This is a genomic window from Streptomyces sp. NPDC002888 (assembly GCF_042888465.1).
Taxonomy (GTDB): domain Bacteria; phylum Actinomycetota; class Actinomycetes; order Streptomycetales; family Streptomycetaceae; genus Streptomyces.
Map to the genome: position 1 here is coordinate 245,392 of NZ_JBIAPU010000007.1, position 14,662 is coordinate 260,053.

Annotated in this window: 15 protein-coding genes; 7 read left to right on the top strand and 8 right to left on the bottom strand. The window is 71.4% G+C overall.

The window, feature by feature from the left end:
* Positions 1-50 precede the first annotated feature (50 nt).
* From pepN to ACFYWX_RS14360, 3 genes are all read right to left on the bottom strand, one after another.
* Positions 51-2,534: an aminopeptidase N gene (pepN, locus tag ACFYWX_RS14350; RefSeq protein WP_389424297.1), complete on the bottom strand. Its 2,484-nt coding sequence runs from the start codon at positions 2,532-2,534 to the stop codon at positions 51-53.
* Positions 2,535-2,590: 56 nt separating this feature from the next.
* Complete coding sequence (locus ACFYWX_RS14355; RefSeq protein WP_389424298.1) at positions 2,591-3,100, bottom strand: two-component system response regulator; 510 nt, start codon at positions 3,098-3,100, stop codon at positions 2,591-2,593.
* A gap of 141 nt (positions 3,101-3,241) precedes the next feature.
* On the bottom strand, positions 3,242-3,592 hold the full coding sequence (locus tag ACFYWX_RS14360) for a chorismate mutase (protein ID WP_389424299.1): 351 nt from the start codon (positions 3,590-3,592) through the stop codon (positions 3,242-3,244).
* A gap of 113 nt (positions 3,593-3,705) precedes the next feature.
* Between ACFYWX_RS14360 and ACFYWX_RS14365 the strand changes: the two genes are divergently transcribed.
* Positions 3,706-4,599: a hypothetical protein gene (locus ACFYWX_RS14365; RefSeq protein WP_389424300.1), complete on the top strand. Its 894-nt coding sequence runs from the start codon at positions 3,706-3,708 to the stop codon at positions 4,597-4,599.
* A 29-nt stretch (positions 4,600-4,628) separates the two neighbouring features.
* Here ACFYWX_RS14365 and ACFYWX_RS14370 read toward each other — a convergent pair whose 3' ends face one another.
* Positions 4,629-5,534, bottom strand: coding sequence for an SDR family oxidoreductase (locus ACFYWX_RS14370; protein ID WP_389424301.1), 906 nt, complete (start codon positions 5,532-5,534; stop codon positions 4,629-4,631).
* Positions 5,535-5,547: 13 nt separating this feature from the next.
* Positions 5,548-6,282 carry an SDR family oxidoreductase gene (locus ACFYWX_RS14375; RefSeq protein WP_389424302.1) on the bottom strand — a complete coding sequence of 245 codons (735 nt, stop codon included), beginning with the start codon at positions 6,280-6,282 and terminating at the stop codon, positions 5,548-5,550.
* A gap of 101 nt (positions 6,283-6,383) precedes the next feature.
* On the opposite strand from ACFYWX_RS14375, the gene ACFYWX_RS14380 reads away from it, so the two are divergent.
* The 4 genes from ACFYWX_RS14380 to ACFYWX_RS14395 are packed head-to-tail and all read left to right on the top strand — an operon-like array spanning position 6,384 to position 9,769.
* Complete coding sequence (locus ACFYWX_RS14380) at positions 6,384-7,139, top strand: enoyl-CoA hydratase family protein (RefSeq protein WP_389424303.1); 756 nt, start codon at positions 6,384-6,386, stop codon at positions 7,137-7,139.
* On the top strand, positions 7,132-7,968 hold the full coding sequence (locus ACFYWX_RS14385) for a CoA transferase subunit A (RefSeq protein WP_389424304.1): 837 nt from the start codon (positions 7,132-7,134) through the stop codon (positions 7,966-7,968). Before ACFYWX_RS14380 ends, ACFYWX_RS14385 begins: the two co-directional genes overlap by 8 nt.
* Complete coding sequence (locus ACFYWX_RS14390) at positions 7,965-8,720, top strand: CoA-transferase subunit beta (protein ID WP_389424305.1); 756 nt, start codon at positions 7,965-7,967, stop codon at positions 8,718-8,720. The genes ACFYWX_RS14385 and ACFYWX_RS14390 overlap by 4 nt, the downstream gene beginning before the upstream one ends.
* Complete coding sequence (locus tag ACFYWX_RS14395; RefSeq protein ID WP_389424306.1) at positions 8,720-9,769, top strand: NAD(P)H-dependent flavin oxidoreductase; 1,050 nt, start codon at positions 8,720-8,722, stop codon at positions 9,767-9,769. Before ACFYWX_RS14390 ends, ACFYWX_RS14395 begins: the two co-directional genes overlap by 1 nt.
* A gap of 119 nt (positions 9,770-9,888) precedes the next feature.
* On the opposite strand, the gene ACFYWX_RS14400 is transcribed toward ACFYWX_RS14395, so the two are convergent.
* The 3 genes from ACFYWX_RS14400 to ACFYWX_RS14410 are packed head-to-tail and all read right to left on the bottom strand — an operon-like array spanning position 9,889 to position 12,520.
* Entirely contained in the window at positions 9,889-11,046 is a 1,158-nt protein-coding gene (locus ACFYWX_RS14400) for an acetyl-CoA C-acetyltransferase (protein WP_389424307.1), read from the bottom strand.
* A gap of 23 nt (positions 11,047-11,069) precedes the next feature.
* A complete protein-coding gene (locus tag ACFYWX_RS14405) occupies positions 11,070-11,705 on the bottom strand; it encodes a TetR/AcrR family transcriptional regulator (protein ID WP_389424308.1) in 636 nt (211 codons plus the stop codon).
* A 26-nt stretch (positions 11,706-11,731) separates the two neighbouring features.
* The gene (locus ACFYWX_RS14410) at positions 11,732-12,520 is read right to left on the bottom strand and encodes an SDR family oxidoreductase (RefSeq protein ID WP_389424309.1); all 789 of its coding nucleotides are present in this window, start codon (positions 12,518-12,520) and stop codon (positions 11,732-11,734) included.
* A gap of 48 nt (positions 12,521-12,568) precedes the next feature.
* On the opposite strand from ACFYWX_RS14410, the gene ACFYWX_RS14415 reads away from it, so the two are divergent.
* On the top strand, positions 12,569-13,708 hold the full coding sequence (locus ACFYWX_RS14415) for an acyl-CoA dehydrogenase family protein (RefSeq protein ID WP_389424310.1): 1,140 nt from the start codon (positions 12,569-12,571) through the stop codon (positions 13,706-13,708).
* Complete coding sequence (locus tag ACFYWX_RS14420) at positions 13,708-14,661, top strand: acyl-CoA dehydrogenase family protein (RefSeq protein ID WP_389424311.1); 954 nt, start codon at positions 13,708-13,710, stop codon at positions 14,659-14,661. The genes ACFYWX_RS14415 and ACFYWX_RS14420 overlap by 1 nt, the downstream gene beginning before the upstream one ends.
* Position 14,662: the final 1 nt, after the last annotated feature.

Genomic DNA, 14,662 nt, shown 5'->3' on the forward strand with positions numbered 1-14,662 from the left:
CGGTCCCCCGCATCGTCGGCAGGGACCAGCCGCGCCCTACGTCGTCGGTCCTACTCCCCTCGTACGCGCAACGCCCGTGCGAGGTCGTCGAGTTGGTCGACGAGCTTGCGGCGCAGGGCGGGGATGGGGTCGGCGTCGCGCAGGCAGGTCTCGCCGAGGTGGAGGGTGTCGGCGTCGATGGCGTGGGCGGGGAAGGCCCAGCGGCCGGCGGCGTCGGCGATGGCGGGGCCTCGGCGGGCGGCGAGGGCGACCGCGTCCTCGTAGTAGCGCGGGACGTACGGGCGGACGAGGTCGGCCTGTTCGGGCTGCCAGAAGCCTTGGGCGGTGGCGGTGAAGAGGTAGTTGGAGAGGTCGTCGCCGGTGAACATCGCCTCCCAGGCCTTGGCCTTGGTCTGCGGGTCGGGCAGGGCGGCGCGGCAGCGGGCGGCGCCTTCCTGGCCGGTGGCGCTGGGGTCGCGTTCGAGTTCGGCGGCGATGGTGTCCTCGTCGGTGGCGCCGAGGACGGCGAGGCGGCCGAGGACGCGCCAGCGCAGGTCGGGGTCGAGTTCGGGGCCGCCGGGGACGGTGCCGTCGGTGAGCCAGGCGGCGATGGTGTCGGGGTGTGCGGCGACGTCGATGAAGTGGCGTACGGCGATGAGGCGCAGGCCGGGGTGGTCGCCGTCCTCGGTGCGGCGGATGAGGTCGCGGCAGAGGGAGGCGAGGGTGGTGAGGGCGGCGGGCCGTTCGTCGGGGGTGAGGTAGCGGTCGGCGATCTGGGCGTGGGCGAAGGCGAGGACGCCTTGGACGAGGGCGAGGTCGGTCTCGTGCGGGAGGTGGGTGCGGGCGGTCTCCAGGTAGGCCGTGGCCGGGAGTTCGCCGTCGCGGACGGCGTCGCGCAGGGCGTTCCAGACGACGGCGCGGGTGAGGGGGTCGGGCAGTTTGGACAGGCTGGTGCGCAGGGCCTGGAAGGAGCCGGGGTCGAAGCGGATCTTGGCGTAGGTGAGGTCGCCGTCGTTGAGGAGGAGCAGGGCGGGGCGTTTGCCGATGGGCTGGGGTGTGCTCTGCGGGACGTCGAGGTCGAGGCGTTCGCGCAGGGTGAGGCGGCCCTCGTCGTCGGTGAGGTCCTGGTCGTAGAGGCCGACGGCGATGCGGTGGGGGCGGCTGCCGGTGTGTGTGACGGTGAGGGTGTGGTCGCCGTTGTCGCCGGTGACGACGGGTGTGAGGGTGTCGACGCCGGTGGTGCGCAGCCAGGCGTCGGCCCAGGCGTGGACGTCTCGTTCGGTGGCGCCGGCGAGGGAGTCGATGAAGTCGGCGAGGGTGGCGTTGGCGAACTTGTGGCGGGCGAAGTGGGTGTTGATGCCGGCCAGGAAGTCCTTCTCGCCGAGCCAGGTGACGAGTTGGCGGAGTGCGGAGGCGCCCTTGGCGTAGGAGATGCCGTCGAAGTTGAGCAGGGCGGATGCGGTGTCGTTGACGTTCTCGGGGGCGACGGGGTGGGTGGAGGGGCGCTGGTCGGCGTCGTAGCCCCAGGCTTTGCGGACGACGCCGAAGTCGGTCCAGGTGTCGGTGAAGCGGGTGGCTTCGGTGCAGGTCTGGTAGCCCATGTATTCGGCGAAGGACTCGTTGAGCCAGATGTCGTCCCACCACTTGAGGGTGACGAGGTCGCCGAACCACATGTGGGCCATCTCGTGGGCGATGACCATGGCGCGGGTCTGGCGTTCGGTGTCGGTGACGGCGGAGCGGTAGACGAACTCGTCGCGGAAGGTGACGAGTCCGGGGTTCTCCATGGCGCCGGCGTTGAATTCGGGGACGAACGCCTGGTCGTAGGAGTCGAAGGGGTAGGGCTCCTCGAATTTTTCGTGGTAGCGGTCGTAGCAGGCGCGGGTGATGTCGAGGATTTCGTCGGCGTCGGCGTCGAGGTGGGGTGCGAGGGAGCGGCGGCAGTGGATGCCGAAGGGCAGGCCGCGGTGTTCGGTGGTGACGGAGTGCCAGGGGCCGGCGGCGACGGCGACGAGGTAGGTGGAGATCAGGGGGGTGGGGGCGGCCTGCCAGCGGCCCTGCCCGAGGTGTTGGGTGATGCCGTTGGCGAGGACGGTCCAGCCTTCGGGGGCGGTGACGGAGAGTTCGAAGACGGCCTTGAGGTCGGGCTGGTCGAAGGCGGCGAAGACGCGCTGGACGTCTTCCATGAAGAGCTGGGTGTAGACGTAGGTCTCGCCGTCGGTGGGGTCGGTGAAGCGGTGCATGCCCTCGCCGGTGCGGGAGTAGCGCATGCGCGCCTCGACGCGCAGTTCGTGCTCGCCGGCGGTGAGGTTGGTCAGTGGCAGCCGGTTCTCGTCCAGGGTGTCCGGGTCGAGGGGCTGTCCGTCGAGGGTGACGGAGCGGAGCTCGGCGGGCTTGACCTCGACGAAGGTGGAGCCGTCCGACCGTGCGGTGAACCGGATGACGGTCTGGGACTCGAAGGTCTCGTCGCCGGTGGTCAGGTCGAGCTCGATCGTGTAGCGGTCGATGTCGATGAGCTGTGCTCGGGCTTGCGCTTCGTCGCGCGTCAGTACGGACATGGTGGACATGCTGCCTGATGGCGGGGTCATGGCACAGAGGCGGATCGGTACGCGCCCTATGTCCCCTCTCGCGCCGGAGCCGCCTGTTCGATGTCGCGGCGGCCGGGCACGGTGTGGGGGTGGGGCAGGGCGTCCTTGAGGAGGGCGCGCAGTTCGTGGACCTCTTGTTCGAGGGCGAGGTGGCGTTGGTGGGCGTCGTAGAGGTAGCGGACCTTGGTGCGCAGGGCCCAGGGGTCGACGGGTTTCATGACGAGGTCGGCGACGCCGAGGCCGTAGGCGGTGGCGGTGAGGTCCTGGTCGGGGCCGAAGCCGGTGAGCAGGACGACGGGTATGTGCTGGGTCTGTTCCAGGCGCCGCATGTAGCGGACGACGTCGATGCCGCTGACGCCGGGCATGCGCACGTCGAGCAGGAGGAGTCCGACGCGGCCGCGCAGTACCTGTTTGAGGGCCTCGTCGCCGCTGGTGGCGCAGCCGAGCTCGTAGCCGAGCGGGGCCAGGGCGCTCTCCAGTGCGTACAGCGTGTCCTGGTGATCGTCGACGATGAGGATCTTGGCATCAGACGGCATGGCCCGACGTCCCTCCCGCGGTGGGAGAACCAGCTTACGTCCGGCTGCTGACAGGCAGTGCCTGTCGGTTGACGAGCGGTGCACGGCGCGCCTGACGGCCGGTGCGCGGCCGTGTGCTGTTCGTGGTGGTGTCCGGCGAGGTCAGTGGGGTGCGGGCGCGGTGCCGTTGACCGTGTCCTCGGCGATGCTCTCGTGGTGGCGGATCACCTCGGCGATGATGAAATTGAGGAACTTCTCAGCGAACGCCGGGTCGAGCTTGGCGCTCTCGGCGAGGGCGCGCAGCCGGGCGATCTGGCGGGCCTCGCGGTCGGGGTCGGCGGGCGGCAGCTGGTGGCGGGCCTTGAGGTGGCCGACCTGCTGGGTGGCCTTGAAGCGCTCGGCGAGCATGTGCACGACGGCGGCGTCGATGTTGTCGATGCTGTTGCGCAGCCGGGCGAGCTCCTCGCGGACGGCGGGGTCGATGTCGCCGTTACCGGTGTAGCTGGTGGTCATGGAGGTTCACCCTAGTCGTCGCCGGGGTGGGCCGGGGCACCGTCCGACCGGCGAGATCCGCCGGAGTCCCCGTACAGTGGATTCGGGTTCTGGGGCGTCTTGGGGGTATGGGCGTGGCGAACGACGGACCGGTCGAGCACGGCTACCCACATCTGGAGACGGTGCGGGCCGCGATCACCGCGCTGTACAGACGGCTGTCGTACGACACGGTCCAGACGTTCGCGAGCAGTGTGGTCCCGGCGGACGTGGCGTTCTGTGACACGGACGACCTGTATCTGGGGGCGCAGCGGGCGGCGCGTGAGCTGGTGCGTCACTACCGGCTTCCGGATGCGCGGATGATCGTGAGTTTCCGGGAGATGCGGCATGCGGCGAACATCGAACTGGCGGCGGGTCCTGAGTACTTCGTGGAGTTGAACGACCGGTTCCGCACGCATCGGCGGGACATCGGGGCGGCTTTGGCCCACGAGATCATGCATGTCTATCTGCACCGTCTGGATCTGTCGTTTCCGGGGACGCGTGAGAACGAGATCCTGACGGACACGGCGACGACGTATCTGGGTGCGGGCTGGCTGCTTCTCGACGCCTATCGGGAGGATGCGGCGTCGTCGCAGAAGCTGGGGTATCTGACGCCGGAGGAGTTCGGGTACGTGCTGGCGAAGCGGGCGTTGGTGTTCGGTGAGGATCCGTCGATCTGGTTCACGAGTCCGCAGGCGTACACGGCGTATGTGAAGGGCATGCAGCGGGCCCGGCAGGACGAGCAGCAGCCGCCGTTGACGGCGGCCGGCTGGGCGGGTCGCCGTCGCTATGCCCGCGACCGTCGTCACGCCCAGGATCACGTCCCGGTGGCGGTCGCGGGCACGCCGTACACGTTCACCCCGGATGTGCGGGGTCCGCTGCGGGTGTCGTTCCCGTGTCCCACCTGCCACCAGCGGATCAGGGTGCCGGTGCGGGGGCGGGTGCGGGCGCGGTGCGGGTTGTGCCGGACGGTGCTGGAGTGCGACACGTAGGGGTTCTTTCCTGATGTAGAGGTCTTTTCCTACGTCCCGTACACGGCCCCCGGTGTCGCCGCCTGTGCGAGGAGCTTGCGTACGGCCTCCCCCGCGCCGGCCGGGGTCCATCGCTGCCCCTGCTGTGCGGTGGGTCCGGGGTGCCAGCCCTCCATCACGGTGATCCGGCCTCCTTCGGTCTCGAAGACGCGGCCGGTGACTCCGGTGCCGGCGGTGGAGCCGAGCCAGACGACCAGGGGGGAGACGTTGTCCGGGGCCATGGTGTCGAATCCGGCGGCGGGGGCGGTCATGGTGTCGGCGAAGGTGTGTTCGGTCATGCGGGTGCGTGCCGCGGGGGCGATCGCGTTGACCTGGACGTTGTAGCGGGCCAGTTCCGCCGCGGCGACCAGGGTGAGTGCGACGATTGCGGCCTTGGCTGCGCTGTAGTTGCCCTGTCCGACCGAACCCAACAGCCCTGCTCCGCTGCTGGTGTTGACGATCCGGGCGGCGGGTGTGCGGCCGGCCTTGGCCTCGGCGCGCCAGTGCGCGGCGGCGTGTTTGAGGGGCAGGAAGTGGCCTTTGAGGTGGACGCGCAGTACGGCGTCCCAGTCGTCCTCGTCGAGGTTGACGAGCATGCGGTCGCGCAGGAATCCCGCGTTGTTGACGAGGGTGTCGAGCCGGCCGTACGTCGTGAGCGCGGTGCGTACGAGGGACGCGGCGCCGTCGGTCGTGGCGATGTCGGCGCCGTGGGCGACGGCCTCGCCGCCCGCCGCGCGGATCTCGGCGACGACGGCTGCCGCGGGACTGTCGGGGCCGGGGGTGCCGTCGAGGCCGACGCCGAGGTCGTTGACGACGACGCGCGCGCCTTCGGCGGCGAACGCGAGCGCGTGGGCGCGGCCGAGTCCGCGGCCGGCGCCGGTGACGACGACGACCCGGCCGTCGCAGATTCCGCTCATCTCGCTTCTCCTTTCAGTTCTCCTTGTTGGCCGTTGCTGCGTCCAGGAAGGCCGGTCGTTCTCCGCCGCCGTGGACGAGGAGACTCGCTCCGCTGATGTAGCGGGCCGCGTCGGAGGCGAGGAAGACGGCGGCGGCGCCGATGTCGGCGGGTTCGGCGAGGCGTTCGAGCGGCACGGTGCGGGAGACGGCGGCGAGGGCGTCCTCGCCGCCGTAGTGGAGGTGTGACAGCTCGGTGCGGACCATGCCGACGACCAGGGTGTTGACGCGGATGTCCGGTGCCCATTCGACCGCCATGGAGCGGGCGAGGCTGTCGAGGCCTGCCTTGGCCGCTCCGTAGGCCGCGGAGCCGGGCGAGGGGCGGCTGCCGCTGACGCTGCCGATCATCACGATCGAGCCCTTGGCCCGTCTGAGGTGCTCGTGGGCGGCGAGGGAGGCGGTCAGCGGGGCGATGAGGTTCAGCTCCACCACGCGCGCGTGCCGCTCGGCGTCCGCGTCGGCGAGCCGTCGGTAGGGGGTGCCGCCCGCGTTGTTCACGAGGACGTCGAGGCGGGGCAGCGCGGCGAAGAAGGTGCTCACGGCGTCGCGGTCGCGCAGGTCGAGGGGCATGAACTCGGTGCCCTTGACTGGGGTTTCGGGCGGTCGGCGCGCGCACGTCACGACGTCGGCGCCCGTCTCGGCGAAGGCCCTGGCGATTCCGGCGCCGACGCCTCGGGTGCCGCCGGTGACGACGACGGTTCGGTTTTCCACAGGCCCTCCCGCTTGTCAGCGGCGACTGCTAGCTTCGAAGCCTCACACCTAACAAATGTTTGGTGGAAAGGTAGCTGAGTGCGAAGGTAGCTGATGCGTCCATGAGTGTCTCCACCTCGTCCCCGGAAAAGGGGATTTCCGTCGTGACCGTCGACTTCCCACCGGTGAACGCCCTGCCGGTGGCCGGCTGGTTCGCCCTGGCCGACGCCGTGCGCGCGGCCGGCCGGGACCCGGAGGTGAGGTGCGTGGTGCTGACCGCCGAGGGGCGGGGGTTCAACGCGGGCGTGGACATCAAGGAGATACAGGCCCGGGGGCAGAGCGCGCTGCTCGGCGCGAACGCGGGCTGCGCGGAGGCGTTCGCGGCGGTGTACGAGTGCGCGGTGCCCGTCGTGGCGGCGGTGCGGGGCTTCTGTCTGGGCGGGGGCATCGGGCTCGTGGGGAACGCGGACGCGATCGTGGCGAGCGAGGACGCCACCTTCGGGCTGCCCGAGCTGGACCGGGGCGCCCTGGGTGCGGCGACCCACCTGGCCCGGCTGGTCCCGCAACACCTGATGCGCGCCCTGTACTACACCTCGCGCACGGCGACCGCGGCCGAGCTGCACGCGCACGGCTCGGTGTGGCGGGTGGTGCCCCGCGACCTGCTGGGGGCCGCCGCGCTGGAGCTGGCCCGCGAGATCGCCGCGAAGGACGGGCGGCTGCTGCGGCTCGCCAAGGCCGCCATCAACGGCATCGACCCCGTCGACGTCCGCCGCAGCTACCGCTTCGAACAGGGCTTCACCTTCGAGGCGAACCTCAGCGGGGTGGCCGACCGGGTCCGGGACACGTTCGGGAAGGAAGGAGGGTGCGTAGGTGAGTGACAAGACGATGACCGCCGACGAGGTCGTCTCCCGTCTGGAGAGCGGCATGACCCTCGGCATCGGCGGCTGGGGCTCGCGCCGCAAACCGATGGCGCTGGTCAGGGCACTGCTCCGGTCGGAGATCACTGACCTCACCGTCGTCTCGTACGGGGGACCGGACGTCGGCATGCTGGCCGCCGCCGGACGGATCCGGAAGCTGGTCGCCGCCTTCGCCACCCTTGATTCGATCCCCCTCGAACCGCACTACCGCGCTGCCCGCGAGTGCGGGGCCATCGAACTGACGGAGATCGACGAGGCGATGTTCATGTGGGGGCTGCGGGCGGCGGCGAACCGGCTGCCGTTCCTGCCGGTGCGGGCCGGAATCGGTTCGGACGTGATGCGGGTCAACCCCGGGCTGAGGACCGTCACTTCCCCCTACGAGGACAAAGAGACGTTCGTGGCCATGCCCGCCCTGCGTCTGGACGCGGCGCTGGTGCACGTCAACCGCGCGGACCGGCAGGGCAACGGCCAGTACCTGGGCCCGGACCCGTACTTCGACGACCTGTTCTGCGAGGCGGCGGACACGGCGTACGTCTCGTGCGAGCGGATCGTGGACACGGCCGAGCTGACGAAGGAGGCGGCACCGCAGTCGCTGCTGATCAAGCGGCACACGGTGACCGGTGTCGTCGAGGCGCCGAACGGGGCGCACTTCACGTCCTGCGCCCCCGACTACGGCCGGGACGAGGCGTTTCAGAAGCGGTACGCGACCACGCCCTGGCAGGAGTTCGCGGCACGCTTCCTCGCCGGGGACGAACAGTCGTACCAGTCGGCGGTCAGGGAGGAGACATGAAGGGCGGCGTGAACGGGGGCACGACTGCGGTCACCCGCGCCGAGTACTGCGTGATCGCCTGTGCCGAGGCATGGCGCGGCGCGGGCGAGATCCTGGCGAGCCCCATGGGCCTGGTCCCCTCCGTCGGCGCCCGTCTCGCCCGGCACACCTTCGCGCCGGACCTGCTGCTGACCGACGGCGAGGCACTGCTCGTCGGCCTCGACGGCACGGTCGAGGGCTGGCTGCCCTACCGGCAGCACCTGGCCTGGGTCACCGGGGGACGGCGGCACGTGATGATGGGCGCGAGCCAGATCGACCGGTACGGCAACCAGAACATCTCGTGCATCGGCGACTGGGCGAAGCCCGCACGGCAACTGCTCGGGGTGCGTGGAGCGCCGGTCAACACCCTCAACAACCCGACGAGTTACTGGATACCGCGGCACTCCCGGCGGGTCTTCGTCGAGAAGGTCGACATGGTGTGCGGAGTGGGGTACGACCACGCGGCCGGCGCGCGCCACCACAGCATCCCGCGAGTCGTCTCCGACCTCGGCGTCTTCGACTTCGCCACACCCGACCGCTCGATGCGGCTGGCCTCGCTGCATCCCGGGGTGAGTGTCGAGCAGGTCCGGGAGGCGACGGGCTTCGCTCTCGTGGTCCCGGACGAGGTGCCGTACACGCGTGAGCCGACCGCGGACGAACTGCGCCTGATCCGTGAGGTGATCGACCCGCGGAACACCCGGGCCCGGGAGGTCCCCGAGGGGGCGAGGGCCTGATGGACACGGCACTCACCCGGCTGGTCGGGGTCCGTCACCCGATCGTGCAGACCGGGATGGGCTGGGTGGCGGGCCCACGTCTGGTCTCCGCGACGGCCAACGCGGGTGCGCTGGGCATTCTGGCGTCGGCGACCATGACCCTCGACCAGCTGCGGGAGGCGATACGGGAGGTCAGGTCCCGTACGTCCGCGCCCTTCGGGGTGAATCTGCGGGCGGACGCGACGGACGCCGGGGACCGGGTGCGGATCATGCTCGACGAGGGGGTGCGGGTCGCGTCCTTCGCCCTCGCGCCCTCCCGGGAGCTGATCGGCGCACTGAAGGAGGCGGGCGTCGTCGTCATCCCCTCCATAGGTGCCCGGCGGCACGCGGAGAAGGTCGCCGTGTGGGGAGCGGACGCGGTGATCGTGCAGGGCGGCGAGGGCGGCGGGCACACCGGCGAGGTGGCGACGACGGTGCTGCTGCCGCAGGTGGTGGACGCCGTGGACATCCCGGTGGTCGCGGCGGGCGGCTTCTTCGACGGGCGGGGGTTGGTCGCCGCCCTGGCGTACGGCGCGGCGGGCGTCGCGATGGGCACGCGGTTCCTGCTGACGTCGGACTCGACGGTACCGGACGCGGTGAAGGCGAGGTATCTGGCGGCGACGGTCAAGGACGTCACGGTGACGCGGGCGGTCGACGGCCTCCCGCACCGCATGCTGCGGACGGAGCTGGTGGCGGCGCTGGAGGACTCCGGCCGTGCGCGAGCCCTGGTCCACGCGGTCCGCAGGGCGGCCGGCTTCCGGAAGCTGTCCGGGCTCACCTGGCGGCAGCTGGTCCACGACGGCCTCGCCATGAGGCACGGCAAGGACCTGTCCTGGAGCCAGGTCCTGCTCGCCGCGAACACACCGATGCTGCTCAAGGCATCGATGGTGGACGGCCGTACCGATCTCGGGGTCATGGCCTCCGGGCAGGTCGCCGGGGTGATCGGCGACCTGCCGTCGTGCGCGGAGCTGGTGGAGCGGATCATGAAGGAGGCGGACGAGACACGGGCACGGCTCGCAGCCTCTCCATGAGCCGAGCACCATCCCCGACGGCCCCCTCGCACTGCTCGGCCCAGGGGCCTCACAGGCTTCGCGAGCCTGCGCCCGACTCCGTCCGCCGAAGCGGTGACCGGGGGGCCTCACCACTCCCGTCAGAGCCGTTCGATGATCGTCACGTTGGCCTGCCCGCCGCCCTCACACATGGTCTGGAGGCCGTACCGGCCGCCGGTGCGTTCCAGTTCGTGCAGCAGGGTCGTCATGAGCTTGACGCCGGTCGCGCCGAGCGGGTGTCCGAGGGCGATGGCGCCCCCGTTGACGTTGACCTTCTCCGGATCCGCACCCGTCTCCTTCAGCCAGGCCAGGACCACCGGGGCGAAGGCCTCGTTGATCTCGACGAGGTCGATGTCGTCGATCGACAGGCCGGTCTTCTTCAGGGCGTGGGCCGTGGCCGGTATCGGCGCGGTCAGCATGCGGATGGGGTCCTCGCCGCGCACCGAGAGGTGGTGGACGCGGGCCCGGGGCGTGAGGCCGTGCTCGCGCACCGCCCGCTCCGAGGCCAGCAGCATCGCCGCCGCGCCGTCGGAGACCTGCGAGGAGCAGGCGGCGGTGACGGTGCCGCCGTCGATGACCGGCTTCAGCGCGGCCATCTTCTCCAGGGAGGTGTCCCGGCGCGGTCCCTCGTCGACGGCGACCTCGCCGTAGGGCACGGTCTCCCTGGTGAACCGCCCCTCGTCGACGGCCCGCACCGCCCGCCGGTGGGACCGCAGCGAGAACTCCTCCTGGTCGCGGCGGCTGATCCCCCACTTCGCGGCGATCATCTCGGCCCCGGCGAACTGGTTGACGGGCCGCTTCCCGTACCGGGCCCGCCAGCCCTCGCTGCCCGCGAAGGGCCCCTCCGTGAAGCCCAGGGGCTCGGCCGCCTGCCGGGTGGCGAAGGCGATCGGTATCTGCGACATGTTCTGCACCCCGCCGGCCACCACCAGGTCCTGGGTCCCGGACAGCACACCCTGCGCGGCGAAGTGCACGGCCTGCTGCGAGGAGCCGCACTGCCGGTCCACGGTGACGCCCGGCACCTCCTCGGGCAGTCCGGCCGCCAGCCAGCAGGTCCGCGCGATGTCCCCGGCCTGCGGCCCCACGGTGTCCAGGCAGCCGAAGACGACGTCCTCGACGGCGGCGGGGTCGATGCCCGAGCGCGCGACCAGCTCCTTGAGCACATGCGCCCCGAGATCCGCCGGATGGACCCCGGCGAGCCCTCCCCCGCGGCGCCCCACGGGCGTACGGACCGCTTCGACGATGTAGGCCTCGGCCATGGCAACTCCCCTGCACGGATCGGCTATGTGCGTACGGCGATCCCGTCCAGCACCATCGACAGGTACTGCCGGGCGATCTCCTCCGGGCTGTGCTGTCCGCCGGGCCGGTACCAGGACGCGGCGACCCAGACGGTGTCGCGGACGAACCGGTAGGTGAGGCGGACGTCGAGGTCGGCGCGGAAGACGCGGTCCGCGACCCCGCGCTCCAGCGTGGACAGCCACGCCTTCTCGAACCTGCGCTGTGAGTCGGCGAGGAAGGCGAACCGGTCCTGCGCGACGAGCTGCCTGCTCTCCTTCTGGTAGATCGCGACGGCGGCGCGGTGCCGGTCGATCTCCCGGAACGACTCGGTGACGAGGGCTTCGAGGGTCTCGCGGGGTCCCTGGCCTGCGGCCAGGACGGCGTCGTAGCCGTCCCACAGCTCGTCGAGGAAGGTGCGCAGGATCTCCTCGAGCATCGACTCCTTGGAGTCGAAGTGGTAGTAGAGGCTGCCCGCGAGCATGCCCGCGTGATCCGCGATCTTGCGCACGGTGGTGGCGTTGTAGCCCTGTTCGGCGAAGACCTCGGCGGCGGTGTTGAGGAGTTCGCCGCGGCGGTCGGGCGCGGCGGCAGCCGCGGCGGGCTTCGTGGCGGTCACCTGGGGCTTCTTCTTGGTCGGCACGGTTCCATTGTGGTCTGCTCCGGTCGTCAGGGGTGCTGGCTGCTCACGGAGACGACCTCTCCCGTCATGTACGAGGAGTAGCCGGACGCCAGGAACACGATCACGTTGGCCACCTCCCAGGGCTCCGCGTACCGCCCGAAGGCCTCGCGCGCGGTCAGTTCCTCCAGCAGCTCGGGCGTCGTCACCTTCACCAGGTGCGGATGCATGGCGAGGCTCGGCGACACCGCGTTGACCCGCACCCCGTACTCGGCCGCCTCGAGCGCCGCGCACCGGGTCAGCGCCATCACCCCGGCCTTCGCAGCGGCGTAGTGCGCCTGCCCGGCCTGGGCGCGCCAGCCGACCACGGAGGCGTTGTTGACGATCACGCCGCTCCCGGTCTCCCTCATGGCGCGCAGCGCCGCCCGCGTGCACCGGAAGGTGCCGTTCAGCGTCACGTCCAGCACGCGCGACCACTGCTCGTCCCTCATGTCGACAAGCGCCGAGGTGCCGCCGAGACCCGCGTTGTTGACGACGACGTCCAGCCGCCCGTGTGCCCGCACGGCCGCCTCGAACAGCGCCCGCACCTGGACCTCGTCGGTGACGTCACACGGGACCGCTCCGACCGACGCTTCGCCGAACTCCCGGGCCAGCTCCGCCTCGTACTCCTTGAGCCGTCGCACATGCGCGTCGCTGATCAGCACGCGCGCGCCCTCCTCCAGGAAGCGGCGCGCGGTGGCCCCGCCGATGCCGGCGCCGGCCGCTGCCGTGACGACGGCGGTGCGCCCTTCCAGCAGCCCGTGCCCGGGCACATAGACCGGACTCTCGACGTCTGTCATAGGGCCACGCTAACCTACCAAACACTTGTTAGGGAAGGATGGCCGCCCATGGATCTCGGCTTCACCCGGGAGGACGAGGCGTTCCGCGCCGAGGCCCGCGCCTGGCTCGACGGGCACGTGCCCGCCGCCGCGCTGCCGTCCCTGGAGACGGAGGAGGGTTTCGCCGCGCACCGCGCGTGGGAGGCCGAACTGGCCGCGGACCGCTGGTCGGTGGTGAACTGGCCGACGGCGTACGGCGGGCGGGACTGCGGGCTGCTGCGGTGGCTGCTGTTCGAGGAGGAGTACTACGCGGCGGGCGCCCCCGGCCGCGTCGGTCAGAACGGCGTCAGCCTCCTCGCGCCCACCCTCCTCGACCACGGCACCGAGACACAGCGTGCCCGCGTTCTGCCGCCCATGGCGCGTGGCGAGGTGGTCTGGGCGCAGGCGTGGTCGGAGCCGGAGGCCGGGTCCGATCTGGCCTCCCTCACCTCCCGGGCCGTGCGCGCGGACGGCGGCTGGCTGCTGAGCGGCCACAAGACCTGGTCGTCCCGTGCGGCCTTCGCCGACCGCGCCTTCGGCCTGTTCCGCAGCGAACCGGGCCTGCCAAGACCTCACCAGGGCCTGACCTACCTGATGTTCGACCTGGGGGCCCCCGGCGTCACCGTCCGCCCCATCGGCCGTCTCGACGGGAAGCCGGCGTTCGCCGAGCTGTTCCTGGACGAGGTGTTCGTGCCGGACGAGGACGTGATCGGTGAGCCTGGTCAGGGCTGGCGGATCGCGATGTCGACGGCCGCCAACGAGCGCGGGCTCACCCTGCGTTCCCCCGGCCGCTTCCTCGCCTCGGCGGACAGACTGCGGGAGCTGTGGCTGGAGCGGGGCAGCCCGGACGCCGTGCGCGACCGGGTGGCCGACGCGCTGATCGGCGCCCGCGCCTACCAGTTGTTCACCTACGCGGCCGCCTCCCGCTTCCTGGAGGGCGCCCCGCTCGGCCCGGAGTCCAGCCTGAACAAGGTCTTCTGGTCGGAGTACGACATCGCGCTGCACGAGACCGCCCTCGACCTGCTGGGCGACGAAGGCGAGTTGGCGGACACCGACTGGTCCGAGGGGTACGTCTTCTCCCTCGCCGGCCCCGTCTACGCGGGCACGAACGAGATCCAGCGCGACCTCGTCGCCGAGCGCCTGCTCGGCCTGCCGAAGGGACGCCGCTGATGCGTTTCCTCCTCGACACCGAGCAGCGGGCGTTCGCCGCCTCGCTGGACGCGATGCTCACCACCGCCGACACGCCCGCGGTGGTGCGGCGGTGGAGCCGCGGCGCGCACACGAGCGGACGCGCGCTGTGGTCCCGTATTGCGGACGCGGGAGTGTTCGCGCTGGCGGTGCCGGAGGCGTACGAGGGGCTGGGGCCCCGGCCCGTCGACCTCGCCGTCGCCTTCGTCGAGCTGGGCCGGCATGCGGTGCCGGGCCCGCTGGTGGAGACGGTCACCGCGGCCGCCCTGCTGACCGAACCGCCCCTCGCCAAACGCTTCCTCGGGTCACTGGCGTCGGGCGAGACGATGGCGACGATCGCCCACAACAACGCGCATGCCCTGGACGGCGACGCCGCCACGCTTGTGCTGGTCCTGGGCTCCGACGGGCTGCGTATCGCTCCGGGGCACGGGGTGGTCCGTGCGTCGCTCGACCCTGCCCGGCGCCTCACCCCTCTGGAGCCCGGCGGCGAACTCCTCACCCCCGACCCACCGCTGGAGGACGCCCTCGCCTGGGCCCGCCTCGCCACCGCCGCCCAGGCGCTCGGTGTCGGGCTCGCGCTCCTCGACCGGACCGTGGCGTATGTGAAGCAGCGCGTCCAGTTCGGCGTGCCCGTCGGCTCGTTCCAGGCCGTGAAACACCGGCTGGCCGACGCCAGGATCGCGTTGGAGTTCGCCCGCCCGCTGGTGTTCGGCGCCGCGTCGACGATGGCCCCGGCCGACGTCGCCGCCGCCAAGGTCAGCGCCTGCGAGGCCGCGTACGCCACCGCCCGTACGGCGCTCCAACTGCACGGCGCGATCGGCTACACGGCGGAGTACGATCTGTCGCTCTGGCTCACCAAGGCCCGCGCTCTGCGCACGGCGTGGGGCACCCCAAAAGCGTGCCGCACCACCGTGCTCGACGCAGGCCGCCCATGAC